The organism is Chryseobacterium gleum (genome assembly GCF_900636535.1).
Lineage (GTDB): Bacteria > Bacteroidota > Bacteroidia > Flavobacteriales > Weeksellaceae > Chryseobacterium > Chryseobacterium gleum.
In genome coordinates this window covers 3,039,231-3,056,284 of record NZ_LR134289.1, presented here as the reverse complement: position 1 = coordinate 3,056,284, position 17,054 = coordinate 3,039,231, and the positions used below count along the sequence as shown (strand labels likewise).

Sequence of the window (17,054 nt, the reverse complement as noted above, 5' to 3'; positions counted from 1 at the left end):
TTTATAATGTAATGTCAGATTATTGTTTTGATCTCAGTTGCGAAAGCGTATTTTCAAGATGGTCAGTAATCTTTTTTACTTCAATATGAGGTCTGAAGATCACTCCTTTTCCTTTTTCTTCATCTGCAATATTAGATAAAATAATGACAGAGGTTTTTGTGTCCGGATAATAGATGTTCAGAGAAGGTGAACCTTTTACATAACCACTGTGGAAATAAGAACTGGGTTGGCCGATATTCAGCATAATTCCATAGGCATAACCCATTTTTCCAAAGATGGCATGGCGCCTTTCCGCACTTTTTGCCATAAAAAGTTTCAGTGTTTCCGGTTTTAATATTTTTCCGCCATACAGAGCGTTATTCCATGCATGAAGATCCTGAATGGTAGACAATATTCCGCCAGCCGGAGTTCCGATTTCCTTTCCTCCTAATCTTTTCGGCATGTTGGGAACTTCCTGAAATTTAGCAGGCGTGCCAATATAGGCACTTGCAAAATTATATCCTTTAAAAATATCTCCCGTAGAAGAATGTGTCATTCCTGCCTTTTTGAAAAGTTCCAGAACATTCTCATCATATGATTTCCCGGAAACCTTTTCCACAATTTTTCCAAGTGTATTGAAGCCGTCATTTGAGTAGAAAAAATCTGAGCCGCTCTTAAACATCAGCTTTCCACCCATGATATTTAACCCTGAGGTGTGGTTTAACAATTGATGAATCGTTATATTCTCATATTCTTTGGTCTGAAATTCCTTCAGATATTTTGAAGCTTTATCGGTTATGTTCAGTTTTCCCTGTTCCATCTGCAGTAAAATTAAAACGGCAGTGAATTGCTTGCTTACAGAGCCTATGGCAAAAATAGTATTGCTGTCAATTTTTGTTTTTCTTTTAAAATCTGAATAACCGTTTTCTCTTCTGTAAAGAGGTAAAGAGTCTTTGAAAACGGCAATGCTTCCATTGAAGTGATACTTTTTAAAAGTAGAATCAATCTGTTGTTCCAAAAGTGTTTTCTGAAAAGCTGAGATAGTAGAGTCTATAATTGCTTTTTTATCAACGGCATTGACTTTTGGAGCTTCAGTGGTACAGGAAAACAAAAAACAGAAAAGGGACAGGAATATTAAATTTTTGATCACAGGTGTTGTATTTTTAAATGATGATTGTATTATTAAAGATACTAAAATATCCAAAAGAGCATTATGGGATGCAAATTGCGTGCTAGAAAGGGGTTTTTATACCGGCTCTTTGTCATTTTATGGTTCCCTTTTAATATTTTTGAATAATATTTGTCACAAAATTATGAATGAACAGTTGAAAAACGATTCAGCAAACGTACGCCATCTGCTGGATATTGTCAAAGAACAGGGAATAGAATACCTGAACTCTATTGAAGAAAGATCTACATCGGTAGTCAACCATACATTAGAAAAACATACACTGCCTGATTCAGGATATGGAACGGAAGAGACTCTGCGGATTTTTAACCAAAAATTTGAACCGGTAATGGTAGCTTCTTCCGGGCCAAGATACTGGGGATTTGTAACCGGCGGCGCTACTCCGGCATCTGTTGCGGGAGACTGGCTTACAACTATTTATGATCAGAATACCCAGACTATGAAAGGTCAGGGAGATATTTCAGGAGTTATAGAAGTGGAAGCAATACGGCTTTTGCAGGAGCTTCTTCAGCTTCCGGAAAGTTTTTTGGGAGGTTTTGTAACGGGTGCTACCATGTCCAATTTTACCTGTCTTGCTGTTGCCCGTCAATGGCTTGGAAAAGCGCTTGGAAAAGATATTGCCAGAGAAGGGATTTCTGAGAAAATAAAAGTGCTGGGTGCCACTCCTCATTCTTCTTCTATTAAATCACTTTCGTTATTGGGGTTGGGGAGCAATAACATTATTCAGATTAAAATTCAGGAAGGAAACAGTGAAGCTATTTGCATAGAGGATCTTGAAGAAAATATCCTGAAACTTAACGGTGCACCATTTATTTTAATTTCCAGCGGCGGAACGGTGAATACAGTAGATTTTGATGACTTTAAGGCAATCAGCAGGCTAAAAGAAAAATATAACTTCTGGTGGCATATTGATGCTGCTTTTGGTGGTTTTGCAGCCTGCTCAACCACACACAGGCATCTTGTAGAGAACTGGGAACTTGCGGACAGTATTACAGTAGACTGCCACAAATGGATGAATGTACCTTATGAGAGTGCTGTATTTCTGATTAAAGAACAGTATAAAATCCTGCAGATTGAAACTTTTCAGAACTCCAATGCTCCTTACCTTGGAGATCCTTTGGATAATTTCAATTATTTAAATTTTCTTCCTGAGAATTCAAGAAGGCTGAAGGCACTGCCGGCCTGGTTTTCTCTTATGGCTTATGGTAAAAAAGGATATCAGGAGATTGTAGATGATAATATATCCTGGGCGGAAAAATTTGGAGACCTGATTGAAAACAGTAATGATTTTAAACTGCTCGCTCCGGTAAGATTGAATACCGTTTGCTTTACATTAAAGGATGATACAAGGCAGAATGAGGTTGATTTATTTTTGGAAAAGGTCAATGATACAGGGAAAGTCTTCATGACTCCAACTTTTTACAATAATCATAAAGGGATTAGAGCAGCTTTTGTTAACTGGATGACCGGTGAAAAAGATGTTCATACCGTATTTGAAATTATGAACGAAGTTTTTACTTCATTAAAATAACATCTTGAAAAGCTTGTGGATAATAGTCCACAGGCTTATTTTACTAACAGATCACAAAACCAGAAGGTATATTCTCCGTCTTCCTCTTCAGGAGTTGTTTTGGGTTTAGGATAGGTTTTCTTGACTGTTTCTCCGATTTTAAACCGGATTGGCTTTTTGAAAATTGGGCCGTCAAAAGTAAAGGTGTGAAATTCTCCGTTTTCTCCGCACGGATCCACATTTTCAGGAAGATCATCAATGAATTTCTCATCAATAATCCGGCCTGCAAAACTTTGATCAAGGTAAGATCCGTTCACACACGTTACAATCGTTTTAAAACCAAGGGCTAAAAATTCATGGATGAGGTTGGAGGTATCTTTTTTCCAAAGCGGAAATACTGCTTTCATACCGACTGCATGTAATTGGTCTTCCCTATATTTTCTCAGATCCTCCAGAAAAATATCCCCGAAAACGGAATGCGTAATACCCTGAGCGTGAATTTCAGCCATTGTTTTACTCATGATTTGCTGATATTCTTCCATGGACGGTTCTTTAGGAAGTTCCATTTTAATTAATGAAATTCCCAGGCTTTCAGCCTGCTTTTCTAAAAGAGAAATAGGTACCCCATGCATAGAAATCCGTTGAAATTCCTGATTGATACTGGTAAGCAGAGTGCAAATCTCGTATTGATCCTCCTGTAGTATTTTGTAAAGGGCAAGCGCAGAATCTTTTCCGCTGCTCCAGTTGAATAAAGCTTTTGGTTTCATTGTAAATAAAAATCTTCCAAAAATAGGGAGATTTTATTGATTTGATTTTTTATAGAAAATTGAACAAAATAGGAGAAAATCAATGGTGTAGGATTTCTATCTTTTCGTGAAATTTACTTTTGGTAAGATATTCTTTTTTTAATTGTTCGCTTGCCTGAGTATCAATAAGTTTTGATGTATATGGTTCTTCAAAATCGGAATAACTGATTTCTCTTTTGTATTGAGTGTTGGAATCAAAGGATTCATTATCTTTTTTTCCATATGTTGTAAGATAAATATGTTCCTGGTTTAGAAGTTCAATCCAGTTATTGTGTTTATCAAACTGATAGGTGCTTTTTGTAAAGACATTATCACCTTCATTCCGTATTTCTTTATCATAAGTAATATACCCAAAATCATCATATGAAAGCAGATGATGCGTTTTGTTTTTATTGATCGGGCTCTCTTTCAGGTTGTTGCTGTAATTTTTTGTTATTGTTATTCTTTCTGCCTGATTTTTTGAGTTAAAAATTGTTTTATCTACAGAAGAGAATTTTAATGGTTCAGAATCTAGGGAATTATAAATAAGATCTCCATTATCATTATATTCAAAGACTTCAGTTTCCTTATTATTTCCAACAAAATTATGGGTTTCTTTTTTTGTTACTTTTTCAGGAAACTTTGAGTTGCCATAATAGTAGATCCTTTCATATTTTAGTTCAAACTTATTGGGAATGCGTAAAGCTCTCTCTTCTTTAGTCATTCTCTGCTGTTTGTCAAAAGTGAGTTTTCTTTTTTCAATATTTAATCCTGTTCTTTTTTCAATGATGTATACCTGAACAATTATATTGCTGTTTTCAATATGATATTGATATTCAGTATAATTTCTGAAATCAAGGTTTCCATCTGTTCTATTGTACTCATATTTACTTTTCAGGTTACCAATATTATCATATGTATATTCTGTAACAGCGTCGTAGTCATCATAATAATTTATTATATGAGAAATAAGAGCATTTTCATTATATATGACTATTGAACGGAATCCGTCAGAATACTGTTGTACACTATTTAATTTTCCTGATTTGTTAAAATGTATTTCTGCGAGTAATTTTTTTGCGTCTTTAGGGTTCTTTTCCAACAGGGATTCTTCATAAATCTTTGCAGAACCGACAGGATGATTAAAACTAAATCCCTTTTCAGGATACCGAAGGGCATAATAGGTAGTAAGTAAAAAGTTTTGCCCTAAAATCATTTCCAGTTTTTCAGGTGGTAAATAATTGTTTTTATTTTTATTCTGGGTAAAATATAAGTTGAAAATAAGAATTAGAGAAAGGAATATGATTTTGGTCATTGAGGTTAGTTTAATGTTAAAAATACAAAACCTCAAAGAAATACTTTGAGGTTTTTATTAAAAAATGTATGTCAGATTCCGGACTTACATATTTCTTCTGTATTTACCACCTACTTCAAATAAAGCATTGGTGATCTGTCCTAAAGAACAGTATTTCACAGCATCCATCATCACTTCAAATAGGTTCTGCTGGTTGATGGCTGCGTGCTGAAGTTTTCTTAAGGCTTCCTCAGACTTGTTTTCATTGGCTTTCTGGAAGTTATGAAGAGATTCAATCTGTGCCTGTTTTTCCTGTTCTGTAGAACGGATAACTTCTCCCGGTAAAACCGTTGGTGAACCATCTTTTCCTAAGAAGGTATTTACTCCGATAATCGGATATTCGCCGGTATGCTTCAGCCATTCGTAATGCATAGATTCTTCCTGAATTTTTGAACGCTGATACATCGTTTCCATCGCTCCGAGAACACCTCCTCTTTCCGTAATTCTGTCGAATTCTGCATATACTGCTTCTTCCACAAGATCCGTTAATTCTTCAATAATGAATGATCCCTGAAGCGGGTTTTCATTTTTAGCCAAACCTAATTCTTTATTGATGATCAGCTGAATTGCCATCGCTCTTCTTACTGACTGCTCAGTAGGAGTGGTAATCGCTTCGTCATAAGCATTGGTGTGGAGAGAGTTACAGTTATCATAGATCGCATAAAGCGCCTGAAGAGTAGTTCTGATATCATTGAAATCAATTTCCTGAGCGTGCAGAGAACGTCCTGATGTCTGAATGTGGTATTTCAACATCTGGCTTCTTTCATCAGCTCCGTATTTTAATTTCATTGCTTTTGCCCAGATTCTTCTTGCCACACGTCCGATTACTGAATACTCAGGATCGATACCATTGGAGAAGAAGAAAGATAAGTTCGGTGCAAAATCATTGATGTCCATTCCACGGCTTAAGTAATATTCCACATATGTGAAACCGTTAGCGAGGGTAAATGCCAATTGGGAAACCGGATTAGCTCCTGCTTCGGCAATATGATATCCTGAAATGGAAACAGAGTAGAAGTTTCTTACTTTTTCTCTGATGAAATATTCCTGAACGTCACCCATTAATCTCAGGGCAAATTCTGTAGAGAAAATACATGTATTCTGAGCCTGATCTTCTTTTAAAATGTCAGCCTGAACGGTACCACGAACGGTAGCAATCGTTTTAGCTTTAATTTCTGCATATACTTCGGCTGGGATCACTTCATCACCTGTTAATCCTAAAAGCTGTAGTCCCAAACCATTATTGGATGGAGGAAGCTCACCGTTGTATTTCGGCCTTTCTAATCCTTTATCATCAAATTTTTCTTTAAGTTTAGCCTCTACTTTAGCTTCTAAACCATTATCTTTGATATATTTTTCAACATTCTGATCGATAGCAGCATTCATGAAGAAAGCCAGCAGCATCGGTGCAGGACCATTGATTGTCATTGAAACCGAAGTTAATGCATTTACAAGATCAAATCCTGAATACAGTTTTTTAGCGTCATCCAATGTAGCGATAGAAACTCCTGCATTTCCGATCTTACCATAAATATCCGGTGGTAAAGCAGGATCCTGGCCATACAATGTTACAGAGTCAAAAGCTGTTGATAAACGTTTTGCAGGCATTTCTGCAGAAACATAGTGGAATCTTCTGTTGGTTCTCTCAGGACCTCCTTCTCCTGCAAACATCCTTGTCGGATCTTCACCGGTTCTTTTGAACGGATAAATACCTGCCGTATAAGGGAAACTTCCCGGAAGGTTTTCCTGCCCTTTCCATTTGATCAGATCGCCCCAGTCATTGTATTTTGGTAATGCTATTTTTGGAATTCTCAGATGAGATAAAGATTCAGTTGATGTTTCAACTTTAATTTCTTTTCCTCTTACAAAATAAGAATAGAACTCAGCATGGAATGCTTTTTTCGTATCATCCCATGTTTTAAGGAAATCGATGTTCTCCTGCTGAAGCTCTTTTTCTGCTTTTTGGTATTCTGCATCCAAAGCTTCATTGGAAATTATATTTTTTACTCCTTCAATATGATACATTTTTCTGGCAAGCTCAGCCTGCTTTTCAACATTGGCATCATATTGTTTGTTGTTTTCGACAATTTCAGAAAGGTAACGAACTCTTTTCGGAGGGATAATGGTTACTTCATCTGTGATTTCCTGCTCTACAAAAGTATTTAAGTGTAGATCTGAAAACTTTTCGTTTACTTTTGAAACTAATCTGTTGTATAATTCAGTAGTGCCATGGTCGTTAAACTGAGACGCCTTCGTTGCATAAACCGGCATATCTTCCAGCTGACTTTCCCACAAAAGGTGGTTTCTCTGGAATTGTTTTCTTACTGCCTGGAGAGCATCCAATGCACCACGTTTGTCAGATTTATTTAAAGCGACAAGATCTGCATAATCTAACATATCGATCTTCTCCAGCTGTGTGGAAGCTCCGTATTCAGGAGTCATTACATACATAGAAACATCTGCAAAATCCGAAACTTCTGAACCGGACTGCCCGATTCCTGAAGTTTCAAGAATAATAACGTCCGGATGGGCCAGTTTCAATACATTCAGTGCAGAATGAATAAACGGAGAAACGGAAACGTTATTTTCTCTGGTTGCCATGGAACGCATATAAACTCTTGGATCATTGATCGCATTCATACGGATTCGGTCTCCCAAAAGAGCACCTCCTGTTTTCTTTTTCGAAGGGTCAATAGAGATAATGGCTATTTTTTTATCAGTATTCGAACGTAAAAAACGTCTTACCAATTCGTCTGTTAAAGAAGATTTACCTGCTCCTCCGGTACCTGTGATACCAATGATCGGAATGGTTAAATCTTTGGACTTCTCATCGATTGCTTTTACCAGCTCAGGCTTCTCATCTGAAAAGTTTTCAACCGCAGAAATGATTTGCGCAATGCTTGAAGGGTTTTCAAAACTGATATCATCAAGATCTTTTGCTGTAACATCTTTTCCTGTAGCAAAATCTGATCTTTGTACCAGATCATCAATCATTCCCTGAAGACCAAGTTCACGGCCGTCATCCGGAGAATAAATTCTGTCGATTCCGTAAGACATAAGGTCTTTGATCTCTTCCGGCAGGATTACACCGCCGCCGCCGCCAAAAATTTTGATCTGAGGCGAGTTTTTCTCTCTCAGAAGGTCGTAAATATATTTAAAATATTCATTGTGACCTCCCTGATATGAAGTTAATGCAATGGCATTGGCATCTTCCTGAATGGCTGTGTTTACAACTTCCTCTGCCGATTTATCGTGTCCTAAGTGGATCACTTCGCATCCTGTTCCCTGTATAACACGACGCATAATATTGATCGCAGCATCATGCCCATCAAATAATGAAGCAGCCGTTACGATTCTTACCTTGTTGGTTGGAGTATATTTTTGGGTTTCCATAAAAATTCTAGACAGTTTCTAAGTTCTCAAATATAGTAATAAAATGAAAACCTCGTATCGTGAGGTAAAATTCTGATTTTTAAACGTTTATGGTAATTGTTTTTTAAGCTCGAAATACTTTGTTAGAGGCTAGGTCTGTATTTTACAGATTACTACGCTATTCTGTAAAAATATAAATGTCAGCAGATAATAACCCGCTGACATTTTTTCTTTTGTGTCATGAAGCTTGGTCTTTATTTCATAAAAAATGATCTGTATTATTATTTTTCTGAAAAAAGTGTTTTTCTTTTGCTGTCCAATCCCCAGTTTAATCCTAAAAATGTAATGAGATTATTTTTGTCGCCATAATTTTTTCCAAATGCAGCATTGATGTACACACTGTCAGACACTTTATAGTTGATAATTCCGTTGGAACGGTAGGTATCATCCAAATCACTGCTTCTGTAGATGAACTCATATCCGATAGAAAATCTGTTGTATACAAGCTCTATTTTCCCACCGAAATCATAATTATTGCTTCTGCTGAATCCACTGGCTGCATTATAAATTGTTCTATCCTGCAGGTATCTTGCGACGGCATAGAAGTTTAATCTTTTCTCAATTTTTGAAGGTTCTGTAGAGGTCTCTCTGATTTTTACTTTTGATTTTTTCTGATTTTGATTTTCGGATGAGTCTGGCTTCGGCTTTGGTTTGGACTCCAGATTGATCCCAGAACTCATGGTCATCCAGAATCCTAGTTTCCCAAACTGATTATTTTTGAACTGATTATCTAAAAAGAAAGTACTGTAGGCCGAAGCAATATCTAATTGAAAAGCAGGTTTTTCATCAAGATACTTTTTATAATTTTCAGTTTTCGTTTTGTAATAATCTGTGACAAATCCTTCTAATGCTTGTGCTAGTTTTTTCTCCTTTTCACTGTTGCTGATATTGGAAGCAACTATATCTTTATATTTCTGTGATTGGTAAAATTCACTCTGGATGTCAGTTAATTCTCTGGAAATATTATTGCTAGAAGTGGTAATGGCTTCTATATTTTTTTTATTTCTGATTTTAAATACTGTGGTTCGTAAAGAAAAAGATACCGAAGGGTTTTCCGTCTCAAGGTCTTCAATTTTATAATTTCTCAGAAAGGCAAATGAGACAGAAACGTTTTTGGCTTCACTGAAAATGTTATTTTTATACTCATAACTTTCATCTGTTTTTTTAATGCTTTTAATGCCTGCATATTTTAAAGCATCCATCTCTGTTAAAGGAAATAAATGGGTAGGGGTAAGCTCTACCGCATAGGCATTGGGAAGGCCATCATTTTCGCTGAATGAATTGACAATACTGCTCATAAAAGCCTTTTTTGATTTCGGGGTCTCCAGATCAGAACTTGCTAAGCCGAGAAGCATTACACTTGGTGCATTGGAAAGTTCCAGTTTGTTTAATTCTGCACTGATTTCTTTGCTTTGAGCAAACAATAATGCCATATTAGACACCAGCGCTGCTAGTAGTACTATCTTTTTCATAGCTCAACTTTTATGTATTTATAAACACCATAGATAAACTTACCGGCTAGATCATCGGTTGTTTTACCTTCAAAAGGATTGAAGTGAAAACTCTTGGAAGGAATCTGAGGGAATTCAAACTTTATCCTGCATGTATTGATTAAGATCTGCAGATGATTCACCTGCATATTAATATTGAAAGAAGTAGCGAAAAGTAAATTGTCTGATGCTAAATCTGCTTTTGGAATGGTAAAAGAAAATTTATCATCATTTAAATTATTGTCATCTATTCTCTTTCCGTTAATGATAAAATGCGGGTCGCCAAATTGTGTGTTGGCACTGATTATTACATTCACTTCAACATTATTTTCTTTAAAGTGCGTAATTTTTACTGTTTTTTGAGGGATTTTTTTCATGTCTGTTAATTTTGGTGTTGTGTATTCCCTTCCAAATCCTATCTTAAAATGAGGAAGAAATTTTAGTTTTGATTACTTCAAATTTATGGTTTATAGCACTGGTTGTCAATTACCTCTTTGGGTACTATTTATTTAATATGATGAAGTTAACCGATTTTGCTTTATCAGTTTATGAAATCTGCTTTTAATTCATTTATTAAAATATTTACAACGATTCCATAGCCCGTTTAAATTCTCTACTTTTGCAGAATATTTCTACAGACATGCAAAAAGCTTTGATGTATTTCGCCCTGGGAACCGTAGTAAGTTTCCTTATCAATTATTTCTTTTTAAGTTCTGAAAACATCGGACTGGATAGTTACTATGCCTTTGCCTTTGGCTCAGCCTGGGGAATTGCTTATTATCTGGATACTCCTGATTTTACGCTGCCAAAGAAATTAGGCCTTTCATTTGTGGCAATGGGGCTTCTGGTTCTTTTAGGAACATTGATTTTTACGCTTGAACTGGCAATCCCTTCTATTCTGAAGTTTTCAACAGTTTTCGTTGCCTATTATTTATTTGCAAGTTTCAGAGGTAATAAATCTCTTAGAAACTAGTGCAGCATAATAAAGCTCAGATACATCAGCACCAGGAACATCAGAAGCAATCCGATATAATTAACAATAAATAATAAGGAGCCTTTCAGTATACTTATTCTTTTTTTTGTTTCATATACCCTGTGGTGCGCTACAAAGAAATAGATCGTCATATAAGTAGCCAGCGCCAGACATGTCAGAACATATAGTAAGGTAAGTATACTATTGTCCGGTAGGAAACTTGTGATTTTTTCTCCTACGATAAACATCAGCACTCCTAATAAGAGAAAGGAGAAATAATGAAGGGTGAAAATCCCATGATCAAAATACCACCATTTTCTCTTATTATGGAACAGCCATAAAAAGAATGCAAATATCGGGAGGTACACAAAAAGTGCTTTTGGAATAGTATGGATGAAGTTTTCCTTATATTTTTCCCAGATCTGATGTTTACTATATCCCTCTTCTTTTAGATCAAATACTTTATTTGCAATGGGACGCATCAATGTATAGATGCCAGTATTATCTTTAGCACGAATAGAATCATATTGCTTCATCGTGTAGGCTTTCATAATGGATGCTTCTTTAGTATCAAATGTACTGTCAAAAAGCTCATCCTTTTCCTGTTCGTCTTTTATCTTTAAAGTATCCAGCGTTTTTTGTGCTGCAGCAGCTGTTTCATGAGATAACAGACCTCCTTTCTGCAAATCTTTTACAACGTCTTTAGAGATTTTCTTTTGCTTTTCTGCTTTTACTTCTGTTTTAATAGAGCTGGGTTTCTCTGCCTCCTCTTTGGCATGAGGTATAAGATTGGGAAGAAAGAACGTAATAAAACTTATGAAAATATATAGTTTTACAGGTGCTACATACAATTGTCTTTTTCCTGCCAGATATTCCTTCGTAAGTTTGCCGGGACGGGTAAAAAGATACTGTATAGTTTTCCAGAACTGTCCGTCATAATGGGTGAAATCCTCTATGAAATGAGTAAAAAGAAAATGAAACGGCTGTCTGCTTTCAATGTTTTCCTGCCCGCAGTGGGGGCAAAACCTTTCTTCAACCTGATGTCCGCAGTTAAGACAGGTTTTATCATCTCGTAGTTTTCCGTGGCTCATGAATTATGGAATATGATTGTCACAAATATAATTATTTCAGTGAAAATATAATGATATGGGATGATTTTAAAGAGAACGTTAAAGTAAATTTAATAAAAGAAAGAGTTGAGGGAATAAACTCTTTGCTGGTTCATTGTGCTTTCAGAATCTTCGAAAGTGTTTTTTCATCGCCCATCAGTTCGCAAGATTTATGCCAAAGCTGTAAATAATGTTAAAATCTATTGATACTGGGGTATATAGCTAATAATATATAGATTAAATAAAATATGTTTTTGGGTTACAAAAATAATTTGTACCTTTGCACACCCTTTTAGGGGTAAATTATGTTTAATCTTTAACTAAAACGTGTGAATACATTAAGTTACAAAACTGTTTCAGCGAACAAAGCTACTGCTAATAAAGAATGGGTTGTGGTAGACGCTGAAGGACAGCCGTTAGGTAGATTAGCTTCTACGGTTGCAAAGATTTTGAGAGGTAAGCACAAAACGAACTACACACCTCACGTAGATTGTGGTGATAACGTAATCGTTTTGAATGCTGGGAAAATTACACTTTCCGGAAACAAGTGGGCTGATAAGACTTATATCTGGCATACAGGATATCCTGGTGGACAGAAGTCTATGACTGCGGCTGAACTTCAAAAGAAAGATTCTTTAAAGGTATTAGAGAAGTCTGTAAAAGGGATGTTACCTAAAAACAGATTAGGAGCTGCTATCCTTAAGAACCTTTATTTATATGAAGGAACTGAGCACAAACATGAAGCTCAACAGCCTAAAACAATTAATGTTAACGAATTTAAATAATTAATTATGTCTATAGTTCACAAAATCGGAAGAAGAAAAACTTCTGTAGCTAGAGTTTATGTAAAACCAGGTTCTGGTGTTATTACAGTAAACGGTAAAGACGCTAAAGAATATTTCTCTACAGATGTAATGGTTTACAAATTAAACCAACCGTTCATCCTTTCTGAGACTGTTGGTCAGTATGACGTTACCGTAAACGTATTCGGTGGTGGAAATACAGGTCAGGCAGAAGCTATCAGATTAGGTATTTCAAGAGCTTTATGCGAAATCAACGCTGAGTTCAGATTAGCATTGAAGCCAGCTGGTTTACTTACAAGAGACGCAAGAATGGTGGAAAGAAAGAAGCCAGGTCAGAAAAAAGCAAGAAAGAGATTCCAATTCTCAAAACGTTAAGATTTCTCGTTGGCAGATGGCTTATGGCTATTGGCTACAGGAATGTATTAAATTTTTTTTAAACTTAATCTCGGCGAAAAGCCCATTGCCAAAAGCAAAAAGCAGACCGCCAATTGCCCGTTACGTTTAGCATCCAAACGCTTCTCCCATCTAAAGAAGTTGTTGATTGTTTAAAAGACGGAAAGTAAACTAACAAAAACAGAAAACATGGCAAAAGCAAATGTAAAAGACCTTTTAGAGGCTGGCGTACACTTCGGTCACATGACCAGAAAGTGGAACCCAAATATGGCTCCATACATTTTTATGGAGAAAAACGGTATTCACATTGTAGACTTACATAAAACAGCAGTTAAATTGGATGAAGCTTGCAACGCTTTAGAAAAATTAACTTCTGCAGGTAAAAAAGTTCTTTTCGTAGCTACTAAGAAGCAGGCGAAAGAAGTTGTTGCAAAACACGCTTCTGAACTTAATATGCCTTATATTACAGAAAGATGGCCAGGTGGTATGTTAACGAACTTCGTTACTATCAGAAAGGCTGTAAAGAAGATGAATGCTATCGACAAAATGAAAAAAGACGGTACATTCGAAACTTTATCTAAAAAAGAAAGATTACAGGTTGACAGACAAAGAGCTAACCTAGAGAAGAACTTAGGTTCTATCGCTGACATGGTTAGACTTCCATCTGCTGTATTTGTAGTTGATATCTTAAGAGAGCACATCGCGGTAACTGAAGCTAAGAAATTAGGTATTCCAGTTTTCGGTATCGTTGATACAAACTCTGACCCAAGAAAAGTTGACTTCGTTATCCCAGGAAACGATGATGCTTCTAAGTCTATTGATATGATCCTTAGCGTAGTTTCTGAATCTATCAAAGAAGGTCAGTCTCAAAGAAAAGCTGATAAAGAAAAATCTAAAGAAGAAGGAGAAAAAGTATCTGCTGATACAGATGCTGATTTCGATGCAGAATAATTGAAGATTTTCTTTAATATAGGAAAAACGCTGGATCGAAATCCAGCGTTTTTTTATTTTTATATCGGATTACAGGCCGTCTTAGAGTACATTAGATGTATTGGTTTAATATTCCATTAAAAATAAAAACCTGCAGAATCCTGCAGGTTGTATTTAGTTTGAAAGCTTTATAGAATAAGAAGTGGTTATGAATTTTGTAGATTGGTACGTTGAGTTACATAAAACTCCGGATAATCTGTAGTTTTGATTTTTAGGAACCATCGTGTATCCAATCTTCCCTGCACCGATAGGGATTTTCTTGAAAAAATTACCCCCGCTTATTGTAAGTACCATATTACATGGCGATTTATTTTCAACCGAAATAGAAGTTCTGGGATTCTGTGGATCATCATTGTTAAGAAGATCGTTAAGAACTTCAGCTGTTTCCGGTTTGTAGGTCTTTATGAGTTCATTATATTCTCGTTCTGTATTGGCTCTGTTACCTGTTGAATTACCGTAGGATGTTCTTCCGGGATAACCGCCGTAATTTACATTACAGCCGGCAAGAATCACTGAAAATCCGGCAAAAACTAATAGCTTTTTCATACTACTATTTTATTTTTTGATTTTTCTTTTGTTTGATGGCTTCTTGTTCTGAACTTCATCCTTTTCGGTTGTGCTGTTTTCTATTTCTGCCGTTTTCGGGCTGTCAACCGTTACAAATATACTTTTTTTAATATCTTTCTGGGAGAAATATTTTATATCACAGATATTACTGCTTAGGGTATATGAACCTTTATTGATTACAATAAAATTTTCTCCGTGTGCAGGAACAGCGAGGTTATAATAGTCTTTTCCCTCAACCCGTAATACAATATTACAATCCGAATTATTTTTAAATAAGAGTATAGCCTCCTTTCGTGTAATATCTTCATTGAACATTGCGTTCAGAAGCTTCACTGTCTTTTCCTTATGTTCAGAAGAAGTTTCTGCGATAAGTTTTTTAAACTCTTCAGCATCATCTGAATTAGGATTTCTCATGATGTTTTTAGGAATATCGGAGATAACAGGCCTTGCTTCCATAGGCTTGGCTGTACGGGCACCTTTGGTCCATTCTGCATTTTTTAAGGCAATAAGCTTGGGCTTCAGTACGCTTTTCTTCGGATCATCAGGGTGCGTATTCTTAATATACTCTTCAATTTCTTTGATATCAATGCTTTTCAGAATGTCTTTATTTCTTTTTTTCTGTGCAGATATCAGGTTGGGGAACAGAAATGTGAAGATTAAAAATAATACGATTAAACGTTTTCTTTTCATCAATTGTTATTTTTATATCATCAGCTTATCCGGAATTTGATGTAAGTAATGGTTTTTCCTTTGGCTGAGAAAAGTTCTTCATAATATGTTTTGATATCTCTCAGATGTTCGGTGTTCGGGTCATACTCCGGAGCTCCATAGATGTCGTGATGAGCACTGATGATTTCATAGCCGGCTCCCTGTAAATAACCTAATGTATAGCCATGTAAAAACTCTGAATCTGTTTTCAAATGGATGATACCACCAGGCTTCAGAAATTTTTTATATCGGTTCAAAAAGTCAGGATGAGTTAATCTGTGTTTTGTTCTTTTGAATTTGATCTGTGGATCAGGAAACGTAATCCAGATTTCATCCACTTCATTTTCAGCAAAGAAATAGTCAACAAGTTCAATCTGGGTTCTCAGGAAAGCAACGTTATTCATATTGTTTTCTACAGCTTCTTTAGCGCCGAACCAGAATCTTGCCCCTTTGATATCAATTCCGATAAAGTTTTTCTCAGGAAATGCTTTTGCGAGTCCTACAGAATATTCGCCCTTTCCACATCCTAATTCCAAAACGATTGGATTGTCGTTCTTAAAAAAGTTTTCTCTCCATTTTCCTCTGAGTTCGAATCCTTTTAAGGCATCTTCTCTTGTAGGTTGGATTACATTTGGTAATATTTTGTTTTCTGCAAATCTTGCTAATTTATTCTTGCCCATTGAGTTATAAAATGAGTGCAAAAATACTAAAAATTTATGGAGAATCTTTGTCTTTTGAAGGTAAAAGACAGGAAGATACTTCAGTTAAAATTAAGATTAATGGCTTCCTAACGCTACCATAATTGGTCTTTCAATGGTTTTTTGTGAAGCATATTGAGCTCCGCAAACCAGACTGGAGAAAAGATACTGGCCTTTTTCAATAACAATAGAACCTTCACCCTGAGCCGGAACTGCCAGCCTGTACTTGGTGGTTCCCACGCCTTCAATCCTAACAATGATATTGCAGTCTGATTTATTCTGAATCATGACAATGCATTCCTTGGCATTAGGATCATTATTGAATAGAGAATTGAGGATTTTTACGGTTCTGTTTTTGTGCTCTACCGGGGACACTGCCATCAGCATATTGAATTCTTCAGCTTCTGCATTGGGAATCGCTGTATTAGCTGTTGCATTTACAACAAATGTATTCTGGGCATTACTTGGAGTATAGACAGTAGTGGGTTGTTTTGCTGCTAATTCAGCCTTATATTTTGCAATCTGTTTTTGTTTGATGATGGCGTTCATTTCATCAAAGGTAATCTTTGTAGAAGGCCTTCTTTTCAGCATAGCAAGCATTTCCTGCATATCTTTTACCTTCTGATCAGCAGGATGTGCGTTTTTGATGTATTCTCTCATCATTTCCATAACCCTGGGTTTCAGAACGGATCTTCGGGGATCATCAGGATGAGCGTCTCTTAGAAAGGCATTGATCTCATAGATATTTTTACTTTTCAGAATATCACTGTAGTCTTTCCCTTTTTTTTGAGCAGACACAGTAAATAAAAACATACAGCTAAGAAGTAAAAGTACTTTTTTCATTAATTAATATTTAATTAGGAATTCGGTGCTCCTCCTTTAATTTGTGTTTTGGTTGTTTAGTTTTATTGGATAACGAAATATCCTGTGTTTTTATTTTTAAACACATGTTTGTGAGATAAAATTAAACATATTTTTGAATAATGAAGAATTATATGTGGTAAAAGTTGAATAATTCATATTGAAAACATTGCGAATGGCTATTGGAAGACATTTTTCGGATATTCGAAAAAA

At 35.9% G+C, this 17,054-nt stretch carries 16 protein-coding genes; 5 read left to right on the top strand and 11 right to left on the bottom strand.

Annotated elements, in window-relative coordinates; genetic code table 11:
- Positions 1 to 19: 19 nt before the first annotated feature.
- Positions 20 to 1,129, bottom strand: a complete 1,110-nt coding sequence (locus tag EL165_RS13935; RefSeq protein ID WP_041461369.1) for a serine hydrolase domain-containing protein — start codon at positions 1,127 to 1,129, stop codon at positions 20 to 22.
- Between the two features lie 163 nt (positions 1,130 to 1,292).
- Between EL165_RS13935 and EL165_RS13930 the strand changes: the two genes are divergently transcribed.
- The gene (locus EL165_RS13930) at positions 1,293 to 2,699 is read left to right on the top strand and encodes a pyridoxal phosphate-dependent decarboxylase family protein (protein ID WP_041461570.1); all 1,407 of its coding nucleotides are present in this window, start codon (positions 1,293 to 1,295) and stop codon (positions 2,697 to 2,699) included.
- Between the two features lie 35 nt (positions 2,700 to 2,734).
- Here EL165_RS13930 and EL165_RS13925 read toward each other — a convergent pair whose 3' ends face one another.
- From EL165_RS13925 to EL165_RS13905, 5 genes are all read right to left on the bottom strand, one after another.
- Positions 2,735 to 3,445 carry a Dph6-related ATP pyrophosphatase gene (locus tag EL165_RS13925; protein WP_002976209.1) on the bottom strand — a complete coding sequence of 237 codons (711 nt, stop codon included), beginning with the start codon at positions 3,443 to 3,445 and terminating at the stop codon, positions 2,735 to 2,737.
- 79 nt (positions 3,446 to 3,524) lie between these two features.
- Positions 3,525 to 4,778 (bottom strand): hypothetical protein, encoded by a 1,254-nt coding sequence (locus EL165_RS13920; protein ID WP_002976210.1) that lies wholly within the window; start codon positions 4,776 to 4,778, stop codon positions 3,525 to 3,527.
- Between the two features lie 84 nt (positions 4,779 to 4,862).
- The gene (locus EL165_RS13915) at positions 4,863 to 8,210 is read right to left on the bottom strand and encodes a methylmalonyl-CoA mutase family protein (protein WP_002976211.1); all 3,348 of its coding nucleotides are present in this window, start codon (positions 8,208 to 8,210) and stop codon (positions 4,863 to 4,865) included.
- 260 nt (positions 8,211 to 8,470) lie between these two features.
- Entirely contained in the window at positions 8,471 to 9,721 is a 1,251-nt protein-coding gene (locus EL165_RS13910) for a hypothetical protein (RefSeq protein ID WP_002976212.1), read from the bottom strand.
- On the bottom strand, positions 9,718 to 10,116 hold the full coding sequence (locus EL165_RS13905) for a hypothetical protein (protein WP_002976213.1): 399 nt from the start codon (positions 10,114 to 10,116) through the stop codon (positions 9,718 to 9,720). The genes EL165_RS13910 and EL165_RS13905 overlap by 4 nt, the downstream gene beginning before the upstream one ends.
- A gap of 263 nt (positions 10,117 to 10,379) precedes the next feature.
- On the opposite strand from EL165_RS13905, the gene EL165_RS13900 reads away from it, so the two are divergent.
- Complete coding sequence (locus EL165_RS13900) at positions 10,380 to 10,712, top strand: hypothetical protein (protein ID WP_002976214.1); 333 nt, start codon at positions 10,380 to 10,382, stop codon at positions 10,710 to 10,712.
- On the opposite strand, the gene EL165_RS13895 is transcribed toward EL165_RS13900, so the two are convergent.
- Positions 10,709 to 11,803, bottom strand: a complete 1,095-nt coding sequence (locus tag EL165_RS13895; protein WP_002976215.1) for a DUF3667 domain-containing protein — start codon at positions 11,801 to 11,803, stop codon at positions 10,709 to 10,711. The two genes, EL165_RS13900 and EL165_RS13895, sit on opposite strands and share 4 nt — an antisense overlap.
- 347 nt (positions 11,804 to 12,150) lie before the next feature.
- Between EL165_RS13895 and rplM the strand changes: the two genes are divergently transcribed.
- The 3 genes from rplM (at position 12,151) to rpsB (ending at position 13,968) form a co-directional block, all read left to right on the top strand.
- Complete coding sequence (gene rplM, locus EL165_RS13890; protein ID WP_002976217.1) at positions 12,151 to 12,606, top strand: 50S ribosomal protein L13; 456 nt, start codon at positions 12,151 to 12,153, stop codon at positions 12,604 to 12,606.
- Positions 12,607 to 12,612: 6 nt separating this feature from the next.
- Complete coding sequence (rpsI, locus tag EL165_RS13885; protein ID WP_002976218.1) at positions 12,613 to 12,999, top strand: 30S ribosomal protein S9; 387 nt, start codon at positions 12,613 to 12,615, stop codon at positions 12,997 to 12,999.
- 207 nt (positions 13,000 to 13,206) lie between these two features.
- On the top strand, positions 13,207 to 13,968 hold the full coding sequence (gene rpsB, locus EL165_RS13880; protein ID WP_002976219.1) for a 30S ribosomal protein S2: 762 nt from the start codon (positions 13,207 to 13,209) through the stop codon (positions 13,966 to 13,968).
- A gap of 153 nt (positions 13,969 to 14,121) precedes the next feature.
- On the opposite strand, the gene EL165_RS13875 is transcribed toward rpsB, so the two are convergent.
- The 4 genes from EL165_RS13875 to EL165_RS13860 all read right to left on the bottom strand — a co-directional run bounded on the left by EL165_RS13875 (position 14,122) and on the right by EL165_RS13860 (position 16,823).
- Positions 14,122 to 14,553 (bottom strand): DUF6759 domain-containing protein, encoded by a 432-nt coding sequence (locus EL165_RS13875; protein WP_002976220.1) that lies wholly within the window; start codon positions 14,551 to 14,553, stop codon positions 14,122 to 14,124.
- Positions 14,554 to 14,562: 9 nt separating this feature from the next.
- Positions 14,563 to 15,264 carry a DUF6759 domain-containing protein gene (locus tag EL165_RS13870; RefSeq protein WP_002976221.1) on the bottom strand — a complete coding sequence of 234 codons (702 nt, stop codon included), beginning with the start codon at positions 15,262 to 15,264 and terminating at the stop codon, positions 14,563 to 14,565.
- A 20-nt stretch (positions 15,265 to 15,284) separates the two neighbouring features.
- Positions 15,285 to 15,962 (bottom strand): tRNA (guanosine(46)-N7)-methyltransferase TrmB, encoded by a 678-nt coding sequence (trmB, locus tag EL165_RS13865; protein ID WP_002976222.1) that lies wholly within the window; start codon positions 15,960 to 15,962, stop codon positions 15,285 to 15,287.
- Between the two features lie 96 nt (positions 15,963 to 16,058).
- On the bottom strand, positions 16,059 to 16,823 hold the full coding sequence (locus EL165_RS13860; protein WP_002976223.1) for a DUF6759 domain-containing protein: 765 nt from the start codon (positions 16,821 to 16,823) through the stop codon (positions 16,059 to 16,061).
- Positions 16,824 to 17,054 lie beyond the last annotated feature (231 nt).

Excerpts from the sequence above, each read along its gene's own strand:
- EL165_RS13915 (WP_002976211.1), bottom strand. The coding sequence starts at position 8,210 with ATGGAAACCCAAAAATATACTCCAACCAACAAGGTAAGAATCGTAACG.
- EL165_RS13870 (WP_002976221.1), bottom strand. The coding sequence starts at position 15,264 with ATGAAAAGAAAACGTTTAATCGTATTATTTTTAATCTTCACATTTCTG.
- EL165_RS13860 (WP_002976223.1), bottom strand. The coding sequence starts at position 16,823 with ATGAAAAAAGTACTTTTACTTCTTAGCTGTATGTTTTTATTTACTGTG.
- rpsB (WP_002976219.1), top strand. The coding sequence starts at position 13,207 with ATGGCAAAAGCAAATGTAAAAGACCTTTTAGAGGCTGGCGTACACTTC.
- EL165_RS13875 (WP_002976220.1), bottom strand. The coding sequence starts at position 14,553 with ATGAAAAAGCTATTAGTTTTTGCCGGATTTTCAGTGATTCTTGCCGGC.
- EL165_RS13900 (WP_002976214.1), top strand. The coding sequence starts at position 10,380 with ATGCAAAAAGCTTTGATGTATTTCGCCCTGGGAACCGTAGTAAGTTTC.
- EL165_RS13910 (WP_002976212.1), bottom strand. The coding sequence starts at position 9,721 with ATGAAAAAGATAGTACTACTAGCAGCGCTGGTGTCTAATATGGCATTA.
- rpsI (WP_002976218.1), top strand. The coding sequence starts at position 12,613 with ATGTCTATAGTTCACAAAATCGGAAGAAGAAAAACTTCTGTAGCTAGA.
- EL165_RS13895 (WP_002976215.1), bottom strand. The coding sequence starts at position 11,803 with ATGAGCCACGGAAAACTACGAGATGATAAAACCTGTCTTAACTGCGGA.
- trmB (WP_002976222.1), bottom strand. The coding sequence starts at position 15,962 with ATGGGCAAGAATAAATTAGCAAGATTTGCAGAAAACAAAATATTACCA.
- EL165_RS13930 (WP_041461570.1), top strand. The coding sequence starts at position 1,293 with ATGAATGAACAGTTGAAAAACGATTCAGCAAACGTACGCCATCTGCTG.
- EL165_RS13925 (WP_002976209.1), bottom strand. The coding sequence starts at position 3,445 with ATGAAACCAAAAGCTTTATTCAACTGGAGCAGCGGAAAAGATTCTGCG.
- EL165_RS13905 (WP_002976213.1), bottom strand. The coding sequence starts at position 10,116 with ATGAAAAAAATCCCTCAAAAAACAGTAAAAATTACGCACTTTAAAGAA.
- EL165_RS13920 (WP_002976210.1), bottom strand. The coding sequence starts at position 4,778 with ATGACCAAAATCATATTCCTTTCTCTAATTCTTATTTTCAACTTATAT.